This is a genomic window from Aquamicrobium terrae (assembly GCF_052978165.1).
On the sequence record NZ_JBRKLZ010000002.1, the window covers coordinates 154,552 to 169,810 of the forward strand.

The window sequence follows — 15,259 nt, forward strand, 5'->3', positions numbered from 1 at the left end:
CCCTCTCAGGGCGATGTGGAAAACCGGGGCTTGTCATAGGAGCTGAATCTTCGTAGTGTCAATTAGTGATTTTTAAGTATCACAATATGATACCTTTTTGGAGAGTGGAATGACTTCTGGTTTGAGGGGCATCCTGCCCGTTTTGCCCACGCCCTTCGCGGCAGATGGCGGCATTGACGGAGCGGGCATGGCTCGCCTGGTCCGATTTGCGGTGGAGAAGGGCGTTGACGGCGTGGTGTTCCCGGGCTTCGCCAGCGAGGTGGAGACGCTGAAGGGCGAGGAGCGTGCCGCCCTCCTGAAGATCGTGGTGGCCGAGGCGGACGGCAGGGTGCCGGTTGTGGCGGGCGCCAGCGCGGCCGACTGGCGCGAAGTCGTGGAGCATGGCCGTGCCGCCGCCGCTCTTGGCATTCGCCATCTGATGGTGCAGCCCCCCAAATCGGTGGGTGTGGATGCGCCCGCGCTGATCGAGTTTCTCGGCCATGTGCTGGACGCCTTGCCCGGGGTGGAGATCATTCTCCAGAATGCGCCCGCTCCACGCGGCTCCGACCTGTCGCCGGAAGCGATCATCGAGGTCGTGAAGGCTTTGCCGCGCGTTGCCTATGTGAAGGAAGAGACGCTGCCGGCCGGCCCGGCCATCAGCCACATCATCGCCAATGCGCCTTCGACGCTGAAGGGCGTCATCGGCGGCGGCGGCGCCCGTTACATTCTCGATGAGTATGCGCGAGGTGCCACGGCGGCCATGCCCGCACTTGAGATCATCGAGGAGCATGTCGCCATGGACCGCGCCTGGAGCGCCGGACGCCGCGAGGAGGCGCGCGCGATCTATGTGCGCACGCTTCCGTTGCTCGTCCTGCAGGCGGTCTATCGCATGCGCCTTACCAAGCATGTGCTGAAGCGGCGGGGCGTGATCGAGCATACCGGCGTGCGCGCGCCCACGCCTGCTCTGGATACGCCTGCGATCGCCGACATCGACAACAATCTGGCCGAACTCGGCCTGCTGGTCGCGGAGGCTGCATGAGCAGTCCCGTCGCGTCGGTCGAGGTCTTCACCCTCACCCAGCCCCGCAAGGTGCCCTATCTCGGTGCCCTGCGTGAAGGCGAGGTGGTGAACCCCAACGGCTACATCGTCCGCAAGGGCAACCGCACCGTTTATCCGACCTTCGACCGGAGCGTTCTGGTAAGGATGGTGACCGAGGCCGGCGTGGTCGGCTGGGGTGAGACCTACGGCATCGTCGCTCCCGGCGCGGTGGCGGCCATCATCAACGACCTGCTTGCCGGTTTCGTCATCGGCCGCGAAGCGTCCGACCCGTCCTGCGTCTATGACGATCTCTACGACATGATGCGCGTGCGCGGCTATACGGGCGGCTTCTATGTCGATGCGCTGGCCGCCCTCGACATAGCTCTTTGGGACATAGCGGGGCAGGAGGCAGGCAAGTCCGTGCGCGAAATGCTGGGCGGTGGGCGGGAAGATTTTCCTGCCTATGTGTCCGGCCTGCCGGAAAAGACCCTCAAGGCCCGCGGCGAGCTTGCGAGGCAGTGGCAGGATCGCGGGTTCGACGCCTTCAAGTTCGCCACGCCGGTGGCCGATGACGGACCGGCCCGCGAAATGGAGAACCTGCGCGAGGTACTGGGGCAGAGGGCAAAGATCGCAGCCGACATGCACTGGAACCAGACGCCCGAACGCGCTCTGCAACTGATTGGCGAAATGGCGCCCTTCGATCCGTGGTTCGCGGAAGCGCCGGTCTGGACCGAGGACATCGCCGGTCTGGAGACGGTCTCGAAGGGCACCGACATTCCCATCGCGGTCGGAGAGGAATGGCGCACGCACTGGGACATGCTGGCCCGCATCGGGCGCTGCCGTATCGCCATCGTCCAGCCAGAGATGGGGCACAAGGGCATCACCAACTTCATCCGCATCGGAGCGCTGGCAGCCCAAAACGGGATCGATGTGATCCCGCACGCCACGATAGGTGCGGGAATATTCCTGGCCGCCAGCCTTCAGGCTGCGTCGACCCTGCCCACGCTGAAGGGGCACGAGTTCCAGCACTCGATCTTCGAGCCCAACCGCCGGCTTCTTAGCGGTGACATGGATTGCCGCGAGGGTCGCTACCACCTGCCCACGGGGCCGGGACTGGGCGTGAGGTTGTCGGAGGCGGCTCTCTCTCTGCTTGAACGGATATAATCACTGGTTTTGGAGGAGGAAAAGATGAGTAAATTCCTGCGCAGGCTCGCAACGGGCGCGGCCGCCTATGCTCTCGTGGCGTCGGCCGGCCTGGCCCCGGCCATGGCCGATACCGTGCTGAAGTTCATTTCCTGGCAGACGGACGACGGCGGCACCGGCGATTGGTGGCACGCGGTCATTGCTGAGTTCGAGAAGCAGCACCCCGGCGTCAAGGTGGAGTTCACCAAGGCCGAGCGTGGCTCGTATGCCGATACGATGACAACCCTTTTCGCGGCTGGCCAGCCGCCGCACATCGTGCATCTCGCTTCCTTCGAGTTCCAGATGTTCGCGGACAATGGCTGGCTGGAGCCGCTGGACGCGTGGATCGAGCAGGAGGGGATCGATCTGACCGGTTGGGCCGGTCAGCAGAAGTGCCAGTGGAACGGGGAAACCGTCTGCATCATGATGAACTATTTCGGGTACGTCATGGCCTACAACAAGAAGCTTCTCGATGAGGCAGGCCTTGCCGTCCCGACCAGTTATGAGGAATTTCTGGAGGCTGCGAAGGCGACGACCAAGGACCTGAACGGCGACGGCATTGTCGACCAGTTCGGCACCGGCCATGAGACGAAGGGCGGTGCAGGGCAGTATCTCACCGAGATGCTGAACTACGTCATCGATGCTGGGGCCTACTGGACCGACGGCGAAGGCAACATCACCATCGACACGCCCGAGATGATCGAGGGTCTGAAGCGGTGGAAGGAGATTAACAAGGCCGGCGTCGGACCTGCCGACATGACCGCGGGCGATATCCGCAAGCTCTTCGCCGACGGCAAGATCGCCCTGCGCCTCGACGGGCCATGGCTCTTCGGCACCACCGAGCAGGGACTGGCCAAGGACGACATCGTCTACGTCGCTCCTGCGTTGCACCCACCGGTCGGGGGTTCGTCGAACGTGCTGGCGGTACCCGCCGATATTTCCGACGAGGAGAAAGCGCTCGTCCGTGAGTTCATCAAGCTCACCATGAGCCCGGAATATCAGCGTCTCTACGCGACCATGGGGGGCAACACCCCGCCCAGCCCCAAGGCGGATGTGGCCGGTGTCGAGGAGACGATCCCGCATTTCCCCATGCTGATCGAGACGATGAAGGAAGCATCCGAGGCCGGGATCGACCGCATACCGACCGGCCTGGAGTTGAACTACAACGAGTTCAGCAAGATGATCATGGAAGAGACCCAGAGGATGCTGATCGAGGATCTGGATCCGGCGGAAGTGGTCAAGACCATGCAGGCGAAGGCCGAAGACTTCAAAAGCTGACAGCCATCCGGAACATGGCCCGCATCGCGGCGGGCATGTTCCAGCATTTCCGGCCGGAGGACCAGTTGTGACCGATACTCCCGTTGTGGGGCATCGCAAGTTCCTTGATCTTGCGCGTCCCAGCCGCCAGCATCTTCTGGGCTACATCCTTATCGCTCCCGCGGTTCTGATGGTGGCCGCCATCATCGTCTGGCCGTTGTTCGTGGCGCTCGACCTGTCGTTCCAGCAGGTCAAGATTCCGCGTCTGGGCGCTGCCGGCAAACCATTCTCGCTGGCGAACTACAGGTGGCTGTTCAACTCCCGGGAGTTCTGGCTCGCCTGCTGGGTGACGTTGAAGCTGGTTGTGGTGGTGACCGCCGGCAGCGTCCTCGTCGGTCTCGGCACGGCGCTGCTCGTCAACAACAGGTTTCGCGGCCGCACGGTCGCCCGGCTGGGCATGGCACTGCCATGGGCCGTGCCGGAGATCATCGCGGTGGTGATCTTCGCTTGGATGTTCGACAGCTCCTTTGGACTTTTCGGATGGCTGGCCGTGCAGCTTGGGTTAGCCGGGCAGATGATACCGTGGGTCTCGAACGCAGGGGCCGCGTTCTGGGCTGTGGCGATCACCATGATCTGGAAGGGTTTTCCCTTCGTGTCGATCATGTGCCTTGCCGGGCTGCAATCCATCCCGGCCGACTACTATGCGGCTGCGAAGGTGGATGGAGCGGGTGTCTGGCAGCGCTTTCGGTGGATCACCATGCCGCTTCTCATGCCGGTGCTCGGCGTCACCGTCGTCCTGACGCTGCTGTGGGTGTTCCGGGATTTCTCGATCATCAAGGTGCTGACTGGCGGCGGCCCGCTGCGCTCGACCCAGACACTGTCGATCATGACCTACGACCAAGCCTTCCAGTACCACAATTTCGGCCGCGCTGCGGCGGTCGGCGTGCTCACGCTGGTCATCTGCGTGCTCGCCAGCCTGCTCATGCTCGGCAGGCGCTCCCGGTCGATCTATTGAGGAGAGCTGCGCCATGAAACGCACCCTCGCACAAAGCCTTGCCCTTTACGGGGTGGTGACCCTGACCGTCGCCATGATCCTCTTTCCGGTCTACTGGCTGGTGGTCACTGCCGTTACCACGACCGACGAGCTTTACCGCCTGCCGCCGACCTTCTGGCCCGACAACCTGCAATGGGATGTTTTCGTTCGCGTCTGGGAAGCCAGGCCGATTCTGAAATGGCTGGCGAATTCCACGCTTGCGGCACTGGGTTCGGTGGCGCTTTCCATGCTGGTCTCGGTCAGCGCCGGCTATGCCTTGTCCCGCTACTCCATGAAGGGTGGCGCGACCATGGGCCTGTTCGTGCTGACTGCCAAGATGCTGCCGGCGACGCTGCTCGTCATCCCGCTGTTTTCAATCTTCTCCAGAATGGGGCTGGTTGGCAGCTTGTGGACCCTGGTCCTGGCGCACTCGACCATGATCATCCCCTTCGCGACATGGATGCTGAAGGGCTATTTCGACACCATCCCCCGCGAATTGGAGCAGGCTGCCATGGTGGACGGATGCTCGCCGGTCGGCGCGATGCTGCGCGTGGTGCTGCCGATCGCCACGCCCGGCCTGGCGGCGACGGCGCTGTATGCCTTCGTGCTGAGCTGGGCGGATTACGCTTATGCGCGGACCTTCCTGGTCAACTCGCCCGACAACTGGACCGCCAATCTGGGCATCACGACGATGCAGGGCGAATACGTCACCTACTGGAACGAGATAGCCGCGGCATCGGTGTTCGTCGCCTTGCCGATCATCGCGATCTACCTGTTCCTCGAGCGTTACCTGGTCGGCGGCCTGACCGCTGGCGCGGAGAAATAAAGCATGGCCAATATTTCCATTTGCAACGTCAGCAAATCCTACGGTTCGCTGAAAGTCCTGGAACCCTTCTCGCTCGAGATCGAGAACGGCGAGTTCGTCGTCCTCGTCGGTCCATCGGGCTGCGGCAAGTCGACGATGCTCAAGATTCTCGCAGGCCTGGAACCTGCGACGGAGGGGCGGATATTCATCGGTGGGCGCGAGGTGACCGACCTCGCACCGGGCGACCGCGACATTGCCATGGTCTTCCAGAACTATGCGCTTTATCCGCACCTCACGGTACGCCAGAACATCGGCTTCGGCCTGAAGATGCGCGGAACGGCCAGGGCGGAGATCGACCGCCGCGTCGAGGACGCGGCCCGCATCCTCGAAGTCACTCCCTATCTCGACCGTAAGCCCAAAGACCTTTCCGGCGGGCAGCGCCAGCGCGTGGCGCTTGGCCGGGCCATCGTGCGCCAGCCGCAGGCATTCCTCATGGACGAGCCGCTTTCCAATCTGGATGCCAAGCTGCGTGTTCACATGCGCGCGGAGATCGGCGCGCTGCACAAGCGGATCGGTGTCACCACCGTTTATGTGACCCACGACCAGGTCGAGGCCATGACCATGGCCGACCGGGTCGTCATCATGCAGGATGGCATCATCCAGCAGATCGCGACGCCGGACGAGCTGTTCAACTCTCCCGCCAACCTGTTTGTCGCGAGCTTCATCGGCTCGCCGGGGATGAACTTTCTCAACGCGGAGCTGAAGGGCGGCCGGCTTACGCTGTTCGGCCGCGAGGTGACCATGCTCGGAGCGACGGCGCATGAAGGGCGGGTCGTGGTGGGCCTGAGGCCCGAGCATCTGCTGCTCGGCGAGGCTCCCGTCACCTTCCCCGTGCGGCCCACTTTGGTGGAAAGCCTCGGCTCGGAAAAATACGTCTATTTCGATGCCGAGGGTGCGCGGCTGAACGAAGGAGACGAAGGCAGGTCCAAGGGCCTGATCGCGAGGGTTTCGCATTCGGGTTCTCTCTCGAAGGACGAGGACCTGGTCCTCGGCTTCGACCCGGAGCGCCTGTATCTGTTCAATGCTGAGACGGAGCAAAGACTGTGATTCTTGTTACTGGATCTGCCGGGCGGGTTGGCCGTGCGGTTGCGGCTGCGCTGAAAGCACAAGGTCGGGCGATACGCGGTTTCGATTTGCGCGGTTCAGGGCTGGAGGACGAGATCATCGGTTCTCTGGACGATGCCGGAGCCGCCGCGGGAGCGATGGCGGGCATCACCGACGTGCTGCATCTCGGCGCCTTCATGTCATGGGCGCCTGGTGATCGCGAACGCATGTTCGCCGCCAATGTCGACGGCACCCGATTGCTGCTCGACGCGGCTTCGGAAGCCGGCGTGCGCCGCTTCGTGTTTGCCTCCTCGGGCGAGGTTTATCCCGAGAACAACCCGCAGTTCCTGCCGGTCACCGAGGAGCATCCACTGCTTCCCACGACGCCCTACGGGCTGACCAAGCTGCTTGGCGAGGAACTGGTGCGGTTTCACCAGCGCGCGGGCCGGATGGAAACGGTGATCCTGCGGTTTGCCCATACGCAGGATGCGGCGGAACTCCTCGACGAGGACAGTTTCTTCTCTGGTCCGCGCTTCTTTCTGCGCCCGCGCATAAAGCAGCAGGAAAGCTTCGGAAACACGGTCGTGGCCGACATCCTGCGCGCCGCCGACATTGGTGAGCCGGCCCATGTGCTGGCGCGCAATCAGGACGGCAGGCCCTTTCGCATGCATATTACCGACACGCGCGACATGGTGGCGGGCGTGCTTCTGACGCTCGACCATCCGGCGGCGGCTGGCGGCATCTTCAACGTCGGCTCGGACGCTCCGGTCGATTTCGCCGAGGTCGTACCGCAGATGGCCGAGCTGACGGGCATGCCCGTCGTGACGGTCGATCTTCCCGGTCCGGGCGTCTATTACCATACCTCCAACGAGCGTATCAGAAGCACCCTGGGGTTCAGACCGGAATGGACGATGAAGCGAATGCTGGACGAGGCCGCCGCCGCAAGACGCCGGCGTCTCCAAGGGGAGAGCCGGGGATGAAACCCGAGACCCCGGGGGGAACGGCCGCACTCTCCAAGGGGCTGACCCTTCTGGACATGGTGGCCGATGCGCCCGAGCCATTGCGCTTCGCGGAACTTGTGAAGGCCTCGGGCCTGCCCAAGCCGACCTTCGCGCGGATTTTGAGGACCCTGATCGCCTACGGGCTGGTACGACAGGACGAGGCTTCCGGCACCTATGTTCTGGGCCAGCGCTTTCTCGAGATGTCGCACAGGGTCTGGGACAGTTTCGACCTCGTATCGGCCGCCCTGCCCGAACTTCAGAGGCTGGCGGCCGAGCTTGGCGAGACGGCCGCACTGTGCAGGCTCGACGGCACCATGGTGCAATATCTGGCCGAACGGTCGGATGACGGCCTTGCCGTGCGTGTGGAGGTAGGTCGCCGCGTCCCGATACATTGCACCGCCGGCGGCAAGGCATTGCTGGCCTTTCAGGACCCGGCTATGGGCCGGGCGCTCATGGAGCGGCTGACGCTCGACGGCTTCACGCGCCAGACGCTGACCACACCGGAAACGCTTCAGGCGGATCTGACCCTGACGCGTGCGCGTGGTTATTCGGTGTCCTACGAGGAGCATCTGGCCGGCGTGAATTCGGTCGCGGCACCCGTGATGGGGCGCGACAACACGCCCATCGGGGCGCTCGTCGTGCTTGGACCCTCGTCGCGGCTCGACGCTTCCAACATTCATCCTGCTGGCCGCGAGCTTATCGGCGCGGCGCGGCGCATCACCGGCGCGGCGGGCGCCGTGGCGATCACCTCGCGGCCGCGGCCCCGCACCAGGACAGGCAGACAGATGGCCGAACTCACCTGCGTCCTGCCATGGGGCGCGCAGCTCGGGGAGAGCCCGGTCTGGCACCCGCAGGAGCGCCTGCTCTACTGGGTCGATATCCTCCATCCGGCCGTCTACCGTTTCGATCCCCGCACCGGCCGGAACGAAAGCTGCGAGACCGGCAAGCTCGTCAGCGCGATCATCCCGGTCGAGGGCGGGCGCCTGCTCGTCGCCTCGCAGGACGGGGTCGAGTGGCTCGATTTTTCCAGTGGCGCGCTGGCTCCTTTCTCCAGTCCCGAGTCCGGCATTCCCGACAACCGGCTCAACGATGCCAAGCGCGGGCCCGACGGCGCTATATGGATCGGCTCCATGCGCATCGACGCATCGAAGCCCACGGGCGCCCTCTATCGTATTGATGCGCAGGGCGCTTTCGAGCGCAAGGAAGGCGGCATCATCGTCTCCAACGGCCTCGGCTGGAGTCCCGACGGGCGCACCCTCTACTTCGTAGACACGGTTCCGGGACTGATCCACGCCTATGACTTCGACCCCGATACGGGCGCACTGGGCGCGCGGCGTGAGTTTGCCCGTGTCGCTGTGGCCGACGGACGGCCCGATGGCCTTTCCGTCGATGCCGAGGGCGGGGTCTGGTGCGCGATCTGGGATGGCTGGTGCGTGCGCCGCTATCTTCCCGACGGCAATTTGGACCAGGTCATCGAACTGCCGGTTCCCCGTCCGACCAGCGTTTCCTTCGGTGGCGACGATCTGGGGACGCTGTTCATCACCAGCGCGCGCACGCGCCTGCCGGCGTCGACGCTTGCGGATGCCCCGCTTTCAGGCGGGCTATTCGCATGCCGGCCGGGCGTCGCCGGCGCGCCGACAGAGCTTTTTCAGGGATGAGACATGAACCTTGAAACTGTGTTCGGCCTCCATGGCCGCACCGCGCTGGTCACGGGTTCGAGCCGGGGCATCGGTGCGGCAATCGCAGAGGGCCTGGCCGGCGCCGGGGCGCGGGTGATACTGCACGGCACGACCGATGCGGGCACAAAGGCCGTACACGCGCGCATCGAGGTCGCGGGCGGCGTCGCAGACGAGCTGGTGTGTGATCTGGCTGCGCCCGAGGCAGGGCGCAAGCTCATCCTGCAGGCGGAAGCACTGGCCCCGGTGGACATACTGGTGATCAATGCGAGCGCGCAGATTAACGCCGGCCTTGCCGATCTGACGGCTGCCGATCTCTCCTTCCAGCTCGCCGTGAATCTCGGCTCCACGGTGGACATGCTGCAAACCGTACTGCCGCTGATGGCAGCCCGCGGCTGGGGGCGGGTGGTTTCTATCGGATCGGTCAACCAGCTCAGGCCGAAGGGCGTCGTGACCGCCTATGCCGCCACCAAGGCCGCGCAGCACAACCTGATCCAGAGCCAGGCGCGTGACTATGCGCGAAGCAATGTCCTTCTCAACACGCTGGCGCCGGGCCTGATCGATACGGACCGGAACGCGCATCGCCGCGATAACGACCCCGAAGGATGGGCGCAATATACCCGCAGCCTCAACTGGATGGGTCGGGCCGGGCAGCCGGCAGAGATGGTGGGCGCTGCAATCTTCCTTGCTTCCGATGCATGCAGCTTCATGACCGGCGAAGCGATCTTCTTGACGGGTGGATATTGATGGACCTGTTGACCCTGCTTGGCTCGATCCTGCCGCGCGACGGCGTGCTCACCGGCACCGACATGGCCGGGTACGTGCAGGACTGGTGGGGACGGCAGCAGGGCCAGGCGCTCTGCATTGCCCTGCCACGCGACACTGCCGAGGTCTCGGCCATCGTGTCGGCCTGCGCGGCGGCGGGGCATGGCGTAATACCGCAAGGTGGCAACACCGGCCTGACCGGCGCGGCCTCTCCGGCCTCAACGGCGGGAGATCGTCTGCCCGTCATCGTTTCCCTGGCAAGAATGCGGCGCATCCGCGATATTGACGTGGCCAATTTCACGATCAGTGTGGATGCGGGCTGCATTCTGGCCGATGTGCACGCGGCCGCCGAAGCTCACCAGCGCCTCTTTCCGGTCAGCCTCGGTGCCGAGGGATCGTGCCAGATCGGGGGCATCGTCAGCACCAATGCCGGCGGCACCAATGTGCTGCGCTATGGCTCCACGCGCGAGAATGTGCTCGGCCTCGAAGTGGTCCTGCCCGACGGTACGGTCTGGAACGGCATGAAGGGCCTGCGCAAGGACAATACCGGCTACGACCTGCGCCAGCTCTTCATAGGGGCGGAAGGAACGCTCGGCATCGTCACGGGCGCGGTGCTGAAACTGCATCCGCTTTCCAGGGTTCACGCAACCGCATGGCTGGCGCTCGACAGCCCGGCCTCGGCGCTGGCGGTTCTGAACCGGCTTTGGGCGACCTGTGGAGAGCGGCTTACCACATTCGAGCTGCTCAATGCCGCCCAGCTTGCCGCAGTCGTCGCCTGCCAGCCGAAGCTGCGCGTGCCGGTCGAGGCGCCCTGGCATCTCCTGGTCGAACTGGCCGACATGACGGAGGCCGGCTCGCTCGAGGCCTTGCTGTTCGACACGGTGGGCGAGGCCCTTTCCGGGGGCGAGCTTCTGGACGCCATCCCGGCCACGAGCGATAGCCAGCGGGCCGCATACTGGGCGTTGCGCCACGGCACGGCCGAGGCGAACCGCAGCAGCGGCGTGGTGCTTTCGGCGGATATTTCTGTCCCGGTGGCCAGCGTGCCGGCTTTTCTGGAAAATGCTTCGAATGCCGTCCGCAACGTGTTTGCGCGGGCTACGACGATGGTGGTCAGCCATATGGGGGATGGCAACATCCATTTCGGCACGCATTTCGACACTGCCGACTGGCAGGCCATGCGCGATCCGGCGGCGACGACACTTGCTGTGCGGCGCATTGTCAATGATTGCGCAGATGCGCTGGGCGGTAGCTTCAGCGCCGAGCATGGCATTGGCCGCAAGCTTACCGAAGAGCTGGCGAAGCGGGCCGATCCGGCGGAACTCCTGCTCATGCGGCGCATCAAGGCCGCAATCGATCCGGCGGGGATCATGAATCCCGGCTGTCTGCTTTCCTGAAAGGAACCGAAGAATGACGGCAGTGGAATGGCCGCGCATGCAGCGTGATCTGGTGGCTATCCTTCGTGGTGTGCGGCCTGACGAGGTGGAGGCGATCGCGGCGGCGCTGATCGTGGAAGGCCTCGAGGCGATCGAGGTGCCGCTGAACTCGCCTGATCCGCTTGCCTCGATACGCAACCTTGCGCGGGCCTTCGGCGACGAGATACTCGTCGGCGGTGGCACCATGCTCACCGTCCGTGACGTGGAGGAGGTTCATGCCGCTGGCGGCCGCCTGTTCGTCAGCCCGAACATGCGCCCCCGGGTGATCGCGCGCGCCGTGGAACTTGGAATGGTTGCCATGCCGGGCGTGCTGACACCGACCGAGGCGCTGGATGCGCTCGACGCGGGCGCTTCCGGCCTGAAGTTCTTTCCGGCCGACATCCTCGGCCCTTCGGGCATTGCGGGCATCCGGGTCGTTCTGCCGAAGGACACGCTGGTCGCCGCTGTGGGGGGAGTCAGCGCGGCCAACCTAGAGGACTATATGAAGGCAGGCGTGCGTGCTTTCGGAATAGGAAGCACCTTTTACCGCCCCGGCGACGATGCTGCGGCCGTGCGCCTCAAGGCGCGTGCCGTCATCGCCGCCTACGACGCGTCCTGCGAGAAACTGGCGAAGGGCTGACCGCGATGCACGTTCTCGAAAACGGGTTCCTGCGGGTGGAAGTCGCGGAAAAGGGAGCCGAATTGCAATCGGTCAGAACGCGTGCTGATAGCCAGGAATGGCTCTGGAACGGCGACCCCGCATGGTGGGCGGGCAGATCGCCTTTGCTCTTTCCGGTGGTCGGCCAGAATCCGCATGGCGAGGTGACGATCGGGGGCATCTCTTATCCCATGCCTGCGCATGGGTTCGCCCGAAACAGCACGTTTCGCGTGGTCGATGCCGGCACCTCGCTGATCCGGCTTGAGCTTCTGCCGGATGAAACGACGCTGGCATCCTTTCCCTTCCGGTTTAGGCTGGGCGTTATCTATCGTATCGATGCTGACCGTCTGTCCTGCCGGGTGAGCGTCGAAAACAGCGGAACAAGCGATATGCCGTTCCAGTTCGGCTTTCATCCGGGCTTCAGATGGCCGCTGCCAGGTGCCGGGGGTGAGGCGCATCATGTCAGGCTTGCCAATGGTGGTTCGCCACAGATGCTGCGTCACGACGTTGCCGGCCTAATCGATGAGAAGCTGCTTGCATCTCCCTTCGAGGAGGGGATGCTCGCCGTGACCCCGGCTCATTTCGAGGCAGGGGCCATGGTGTTTCCCGAGGGCGCGGGTACGGAAATCACATTTGTGGGTGGGATGTCGCGTGTTGAAATGTCGACGTCGAACCTGCCGGCATTCGCACTTTGGCAGAAGCCGGGAGCCCCGTTCCTCTGCGTTGAGCCATGGTGCGGCATGGCGCCGTTCCTTTCGCAAGGTGCGGCACTGGAGAATCGCAGTGGCAGCGTGATGCTTGCGCCGAATGCGCGGACGATATTCGGAATGAACTTGCGTTTCGTTGCCAGCGCTTAAGGACAAATCAGACTTTTCCAAACTTGACCTATCGATGTGGGGTGCTGCCGCTGACCGCGTAAAAAAGGAAGATAGACGGTCAGCTTGTGAGACCGCTTCGACATCGGGTAAGCGGCTAATTCGACGGCGCGAAGCTAACGGTCTCAGGCGAACCACACCATATTGCCGCCGCAACAATTTCCTCGCAAGAATCCTGCAGGTCAGTCGGTGACCTCACCGATCGAATCTTGCACCCAAGGTGGGACAGTATCTAGTTCTTCACATCTGAAAAATTGAAGACTTTCGGCATTCCATTTTTCTAACCCCTTGACGAATAAGAAAAACAGCCTTGATGGGAGTGCCGACCGATGCCCCCGCGCAAATTGATGATATGATTGGCAGCCGGTTGGAAAGATCGAAGGAAAAGGGTAGCAATTGAAGGGGAGGGGATCTGCGGCGCCGTTGAAAGTCAAATAAAATCAGTATCGGGGAGGGGAAGCATGCCTGGTGGCATGTCCGGACTTCAAATCCGGGTGGGGCTGCGAGCCGGTCTCAGGTGGGTTCGACTCCCACTCTCCTCCGCCACTTTCATGCAAGGAGGCGTGAGAGGCGTTTGGCTCTGCACGCAATCCAGGGGCCGGTGATGTTCAGTTTCCGGCCGGCAGATCGGCAAGGAAGGCGTGCAGCAGCGCTGCCAGCGCCTCGGGCCGTTCGATACAGGGGATATGCCCGGCATCGGCAATGACCTCGAAGCGCGAGCCTGCGATGAGATCGGCCAGGCTGCGGACCAGATCGGGAGGCGTCGAACCGTCCTGATCGCCGGCGACGCATAGCGTGGGCGCGGCAATGGAAGCCGCCACACCCGTATAATCGGCCTCGCGCAGGGCGACACAGGTCGCGATGTAGCCATCCACGTTCTGCCGCACCAGCATGTTGCGGCAGCCGGCCAGTTCATTGGTGCGTTGCGCGTGGAAGCCCGGTGTGAACCAGGCCTTCATCACTGCGTCGGCGATGGCCTCGATGCCGTCCTTCTTCACCGTGGCGATGCGGGCATTCCAGCTTTCTTGCGTGCCGATCTTGTGCGCGGTGTCGCACAGCACCAGCCCGCTCACCAGTTCCGGGCGGCGCGCATACAGCCCTTGGGCAACGAGGCCGCCGACCGACAGGCCGCACAGCGCCACATCCTCGATGCCGAGGCGGTCGATCAGCCCGGCAAGGTCGTCGACATGATCCTCGATCGAATAGGGCGTGGTGCCGAGATCGGAGAGGCCGTGCCCGCGCTTGTCATAGACGAGCGTCGAAACTTCGTCGCCCAGCACCTCGGTCACGGCATTCCAGATGCGGAAATCCGTGCCCAGCGCATTGATGAAGACCAGATGACGGCGGCCCGCCACGGGCCGATGCGCAAAGTGCAGCGTCACGCCGTCAATATCGGTGAACTGCACTGCCAATCTCCCATAGGCCGGCCGGTACGACATTAACCTCATGCGCGGTCGTATCTGGCCACGGTCTGCTCGATGGCGCCGAAGATCGAGTGGCCGGCCTGATCCTGCATCTCGATGCGCACGCTGTCGCCGAATTTCAGGAACGGCGTTGCGGCCACTCCCTTTGCGATGGTTTCCACCATGCGCATTTCGGCAATGCAGGAATAGCCGGCGCCGCCTTCGGCCACCGGCTTGCCGGGGCCGCCGTCCAGCTTGTTCGACACCGTGCCCGAGCCGATTATGGACCCCGCGACCAGAGGCCGGGTTTTCGCCGCGTGGGCAACGAGCTGGCCGAAATCGAAGGTCATGTCGATGCCGGCATTGGCGCGGCCGAAGGGTTGCCCGTTGAGTGAAACCAGCAGCGGCAGGTGAAGCCGGCCGCCGTCCCAGGCATCGCCCAGCTCGTCGGGCGTGACGGCAACGGGCGAAAACGCCGTGGAGGGCTTGGACTGGAAGAAGCCGAACCCCTTGGCAAGCTCGTCCGGGATGAGGCCGCGCAGCGACACGTCGTTGGCCAGCATGACGAGGCGGATGGCTTCCCGCGCCTCTGCCGCCGAGGCGCCCATCGGCACGTCATCGACGATTACCGCCACCTCGCCCTCGAAATCGATGCCCCAGGCCTCGTCGGCCATCAGGATCGGATCGCGGGGGGCAAGAAAGCTGTCCGAACCGCCCTGATAGATGAGGGGATCGGTCCAGAAGCTGGCCGGCATTTCCACGCCGCGCGCCTTTCGCACCAGCTCGACATGGTTCACATAGGCCGAGCCATCCGCCCACTGGAAGGCACGTGGCAAAGGCGAGGTCGCCTCATGCTCATGGAAGCGCATGGCGGGCTGCGCCCCGGTTTCGAGGCCTTCGGCAACACCGGCAAGGCGTGGCCCGACATGCCTCCAGTCGTCGAGCGCGACCTGCAATGTGCGGGCGATGTGACCCACCTCCGAACAGCGGGTGAGATCCTTCGAAACGACGACCAGGCGGCCGTCGCGAATGGAGTCCTTCAGTGTCGCCAGCTTCATGCCTGCCCTTTCG

The 15,259-nt window shown here is 63.9% G+C and carries 14 protein-coding genes and 1 tRNA gene; 13 read left to right on the top strand and 2 right to left on the bottom strand.

The window, feature by feature from the left end; all coding sequences use genetic code 11:
• Positions 1-109: 109 nt before the first annotated feature.
• The 13 genes from ACVCNR_RS18000 (at position 110) to ACVCNR_RS18060 (ending at position 13,331) form a co-directional block, all read left to right on the top strand.
• Entirely contained in the window at positions 110-1,018 is a 909-nt protein-coding gene (locus ACVCNR_RS18000) for a dihydrodipicolinate synthase family protein (protein WP_447075869.1), read from the top strand.
• Complete coding sequence (locus ACVCNR_RS18005) at positions 1,015-2,181, top strand: mandelate racemase/muconate lactonizing enzyme family protein (protein ID WP_447075870.1); 1,167 nt, start codon at positions 1,015-1,017, stop codon at positions 2,179-2,181. Before ACVCNR_RS18000 ends, ACVCNR_RS18005 begins: the two co-directional genes overlap by 4 nt.
• Before the next feature lie 24 nt (positions 2,182-2,205).
• Positions 2,206-3,477: an ABC transporter substrate-binding protein gene (locus tag ACVCNR_RS18010; protein ID WP_354195519.1), complete on the top strand. Its 1,272-nt coding sequence runs from the start codon at positions 2,206-2,208 to the stop codon at positions 3,475-3,477.
• A gap of 67 nt (positions 3,478-3,544) precedes the next feature.
• The gene (locus ACVCNR_RS18015) at positions 3,545-4,471 is read left to right on the top strand and encodes a carbohydrate ABC transporter permease (protein WP_354195517.1); all 927 of its coding nucleotides are present in this window, start codon (positions 3,545-3,547) and stop codon (positions 4,469-4,471) included.
• Between the two features lie 13 nt (positions 4,472-4,484).
• Positions 4,485-5,315 carry a carbohydrate ABC transporter permease gene (locus ACVCNR_RS18020; RefSeq protein WP_447075871.1) on the top strand — a complete coding sequence of 277 codons (831 nt, stop codon included), beginning with the start codon at positions 4,485-4,487 and terminating at the stop codon, positions 5,313-5,315.
• 3 nt (positions 5,316-5,318) lie between these two features.
• Positions 5,319-6,401: an ABC transporter ATP-binding protein gene (locus ACVCNR_RS18025; RefSeq protein ID WP_447075872.1), complete on the top strand. Its 1,083-nt coding sequence runs from the start codon at positions 5,319-5,321 to the stop codon at positions 6,399-6,401.
• Positions 6,398-7,378 (top strand): NAD-dependent epimerase/dehydratase family protein, encoded by a 981-nt coding sequence (locus tag ACVCNR_RS18030; protein WP_447075873.1) that lies wholly within the window; start codon positions 6,398-6,400, stop codon positions 7,376-7,378. The genes ACVCNR_RS18025 and ACVCNR_RS18030 overlap by 4 nt, the downstream gene beginning before the upstream one ends.
• Complete coding sequence (locus tag ACVCNR_RS18035) at positions 7,303-9,057, top strand: SMP-30/gluconolactonase/LRE family protein (RefSeq protein WP_447075874.1); 1,755 nt, start codon at positions 7,303-7,305, stop codon at positions 9,055-9,057. Before ACVCNR_RS18030 ends, ACVCNR_RS18035 begins: the two co-directional genes overlap by 76 nt.
• 3 nt (positions 9,058-9,060) lie before the next feature.
• Positions 9,061-9,822, top strand: coding sequence for an SDR family NAD(P)-dependent oxidoreductase (locus tag ACVCNR_RS18040; RefSeq protein ID WP_354195507.1), 762 nt, complete (start codon positions 9,061-9,063; stop codon positions 9,820-9,822).
• Positions 9,822-11,234: an FAD-binding oxidoreductase gene (locus ACVCNR_RS18045; RefSeq protein WP_447075875.1), complete on the top strand. Its 1,413-nt coding sequence runs from the start codon at positions 9,822-9,824 to the stop codon at positions 11,232-11,234. Before ACVCNR_RS18040 ends, ACVCNR_RS18045 begins: the two co-directional genes overlap by 1 nt.
• Positions 11,235-11,247: 13 nt before the next feature.
• Complete coding sequence (locus ACVCNR_RS18050) at positions 11,248-11,892, top strand: 2-dehydro-3-deoxy-6-phosphogalactonate aldolase (protein WP_354195503.1); 645 nt, start codon at positions 11,248-11,250, stop codon at positions 11,890-11,892.
• A 5-nt stretch (positions 11,893-11,897) separates the two neighbouring features.
• A complete protein-coding gene (locus tag ACVCNR_RS18055; RefSeq protein WP_447075876.1) occupies positions 11,898-12,767 on the top strand; it encodes an aldose 1-epimerase family protein in 870 nt (289 codons plus the stop codon).
• A 468-nt stretch (positions 12,768-13,235) separates the two neighbouring features.
• Positions 13,236-13,331 (top strand) — tRNA-Sec (locus tag ACVCNR_RS18060).
• Between the two features lie 62 nt (positions 13,332-13,393).
• Here ACVCNR_RS18060 and pcaD read toward each other — a convergent pair.
• A complete protein-coding gene (gene pcaD, locus ACVCNR_RS18065) occupies positions 13,394-14,191 on the bottom strand; it encodes a 3-oxoadipate enol-lactonase (protein WP_447075877.1) in 798 nt (265 codons plus the stop codon).
• Positions 14,192-14,229: 38 nt separating this feature from the next.
• A complete protein-coding gene (locus ACVCNR_RS18070) occupies positions 14,230-15,246 on the bottom strand; it encodes a fumarylacetoacetate hydrolase family protein (protein WP_447075878.1) in 1,017 nt (338 codons plus the stop codon).
• Positions 15,247-15,259: the final 13 nt, after the last annotated feature.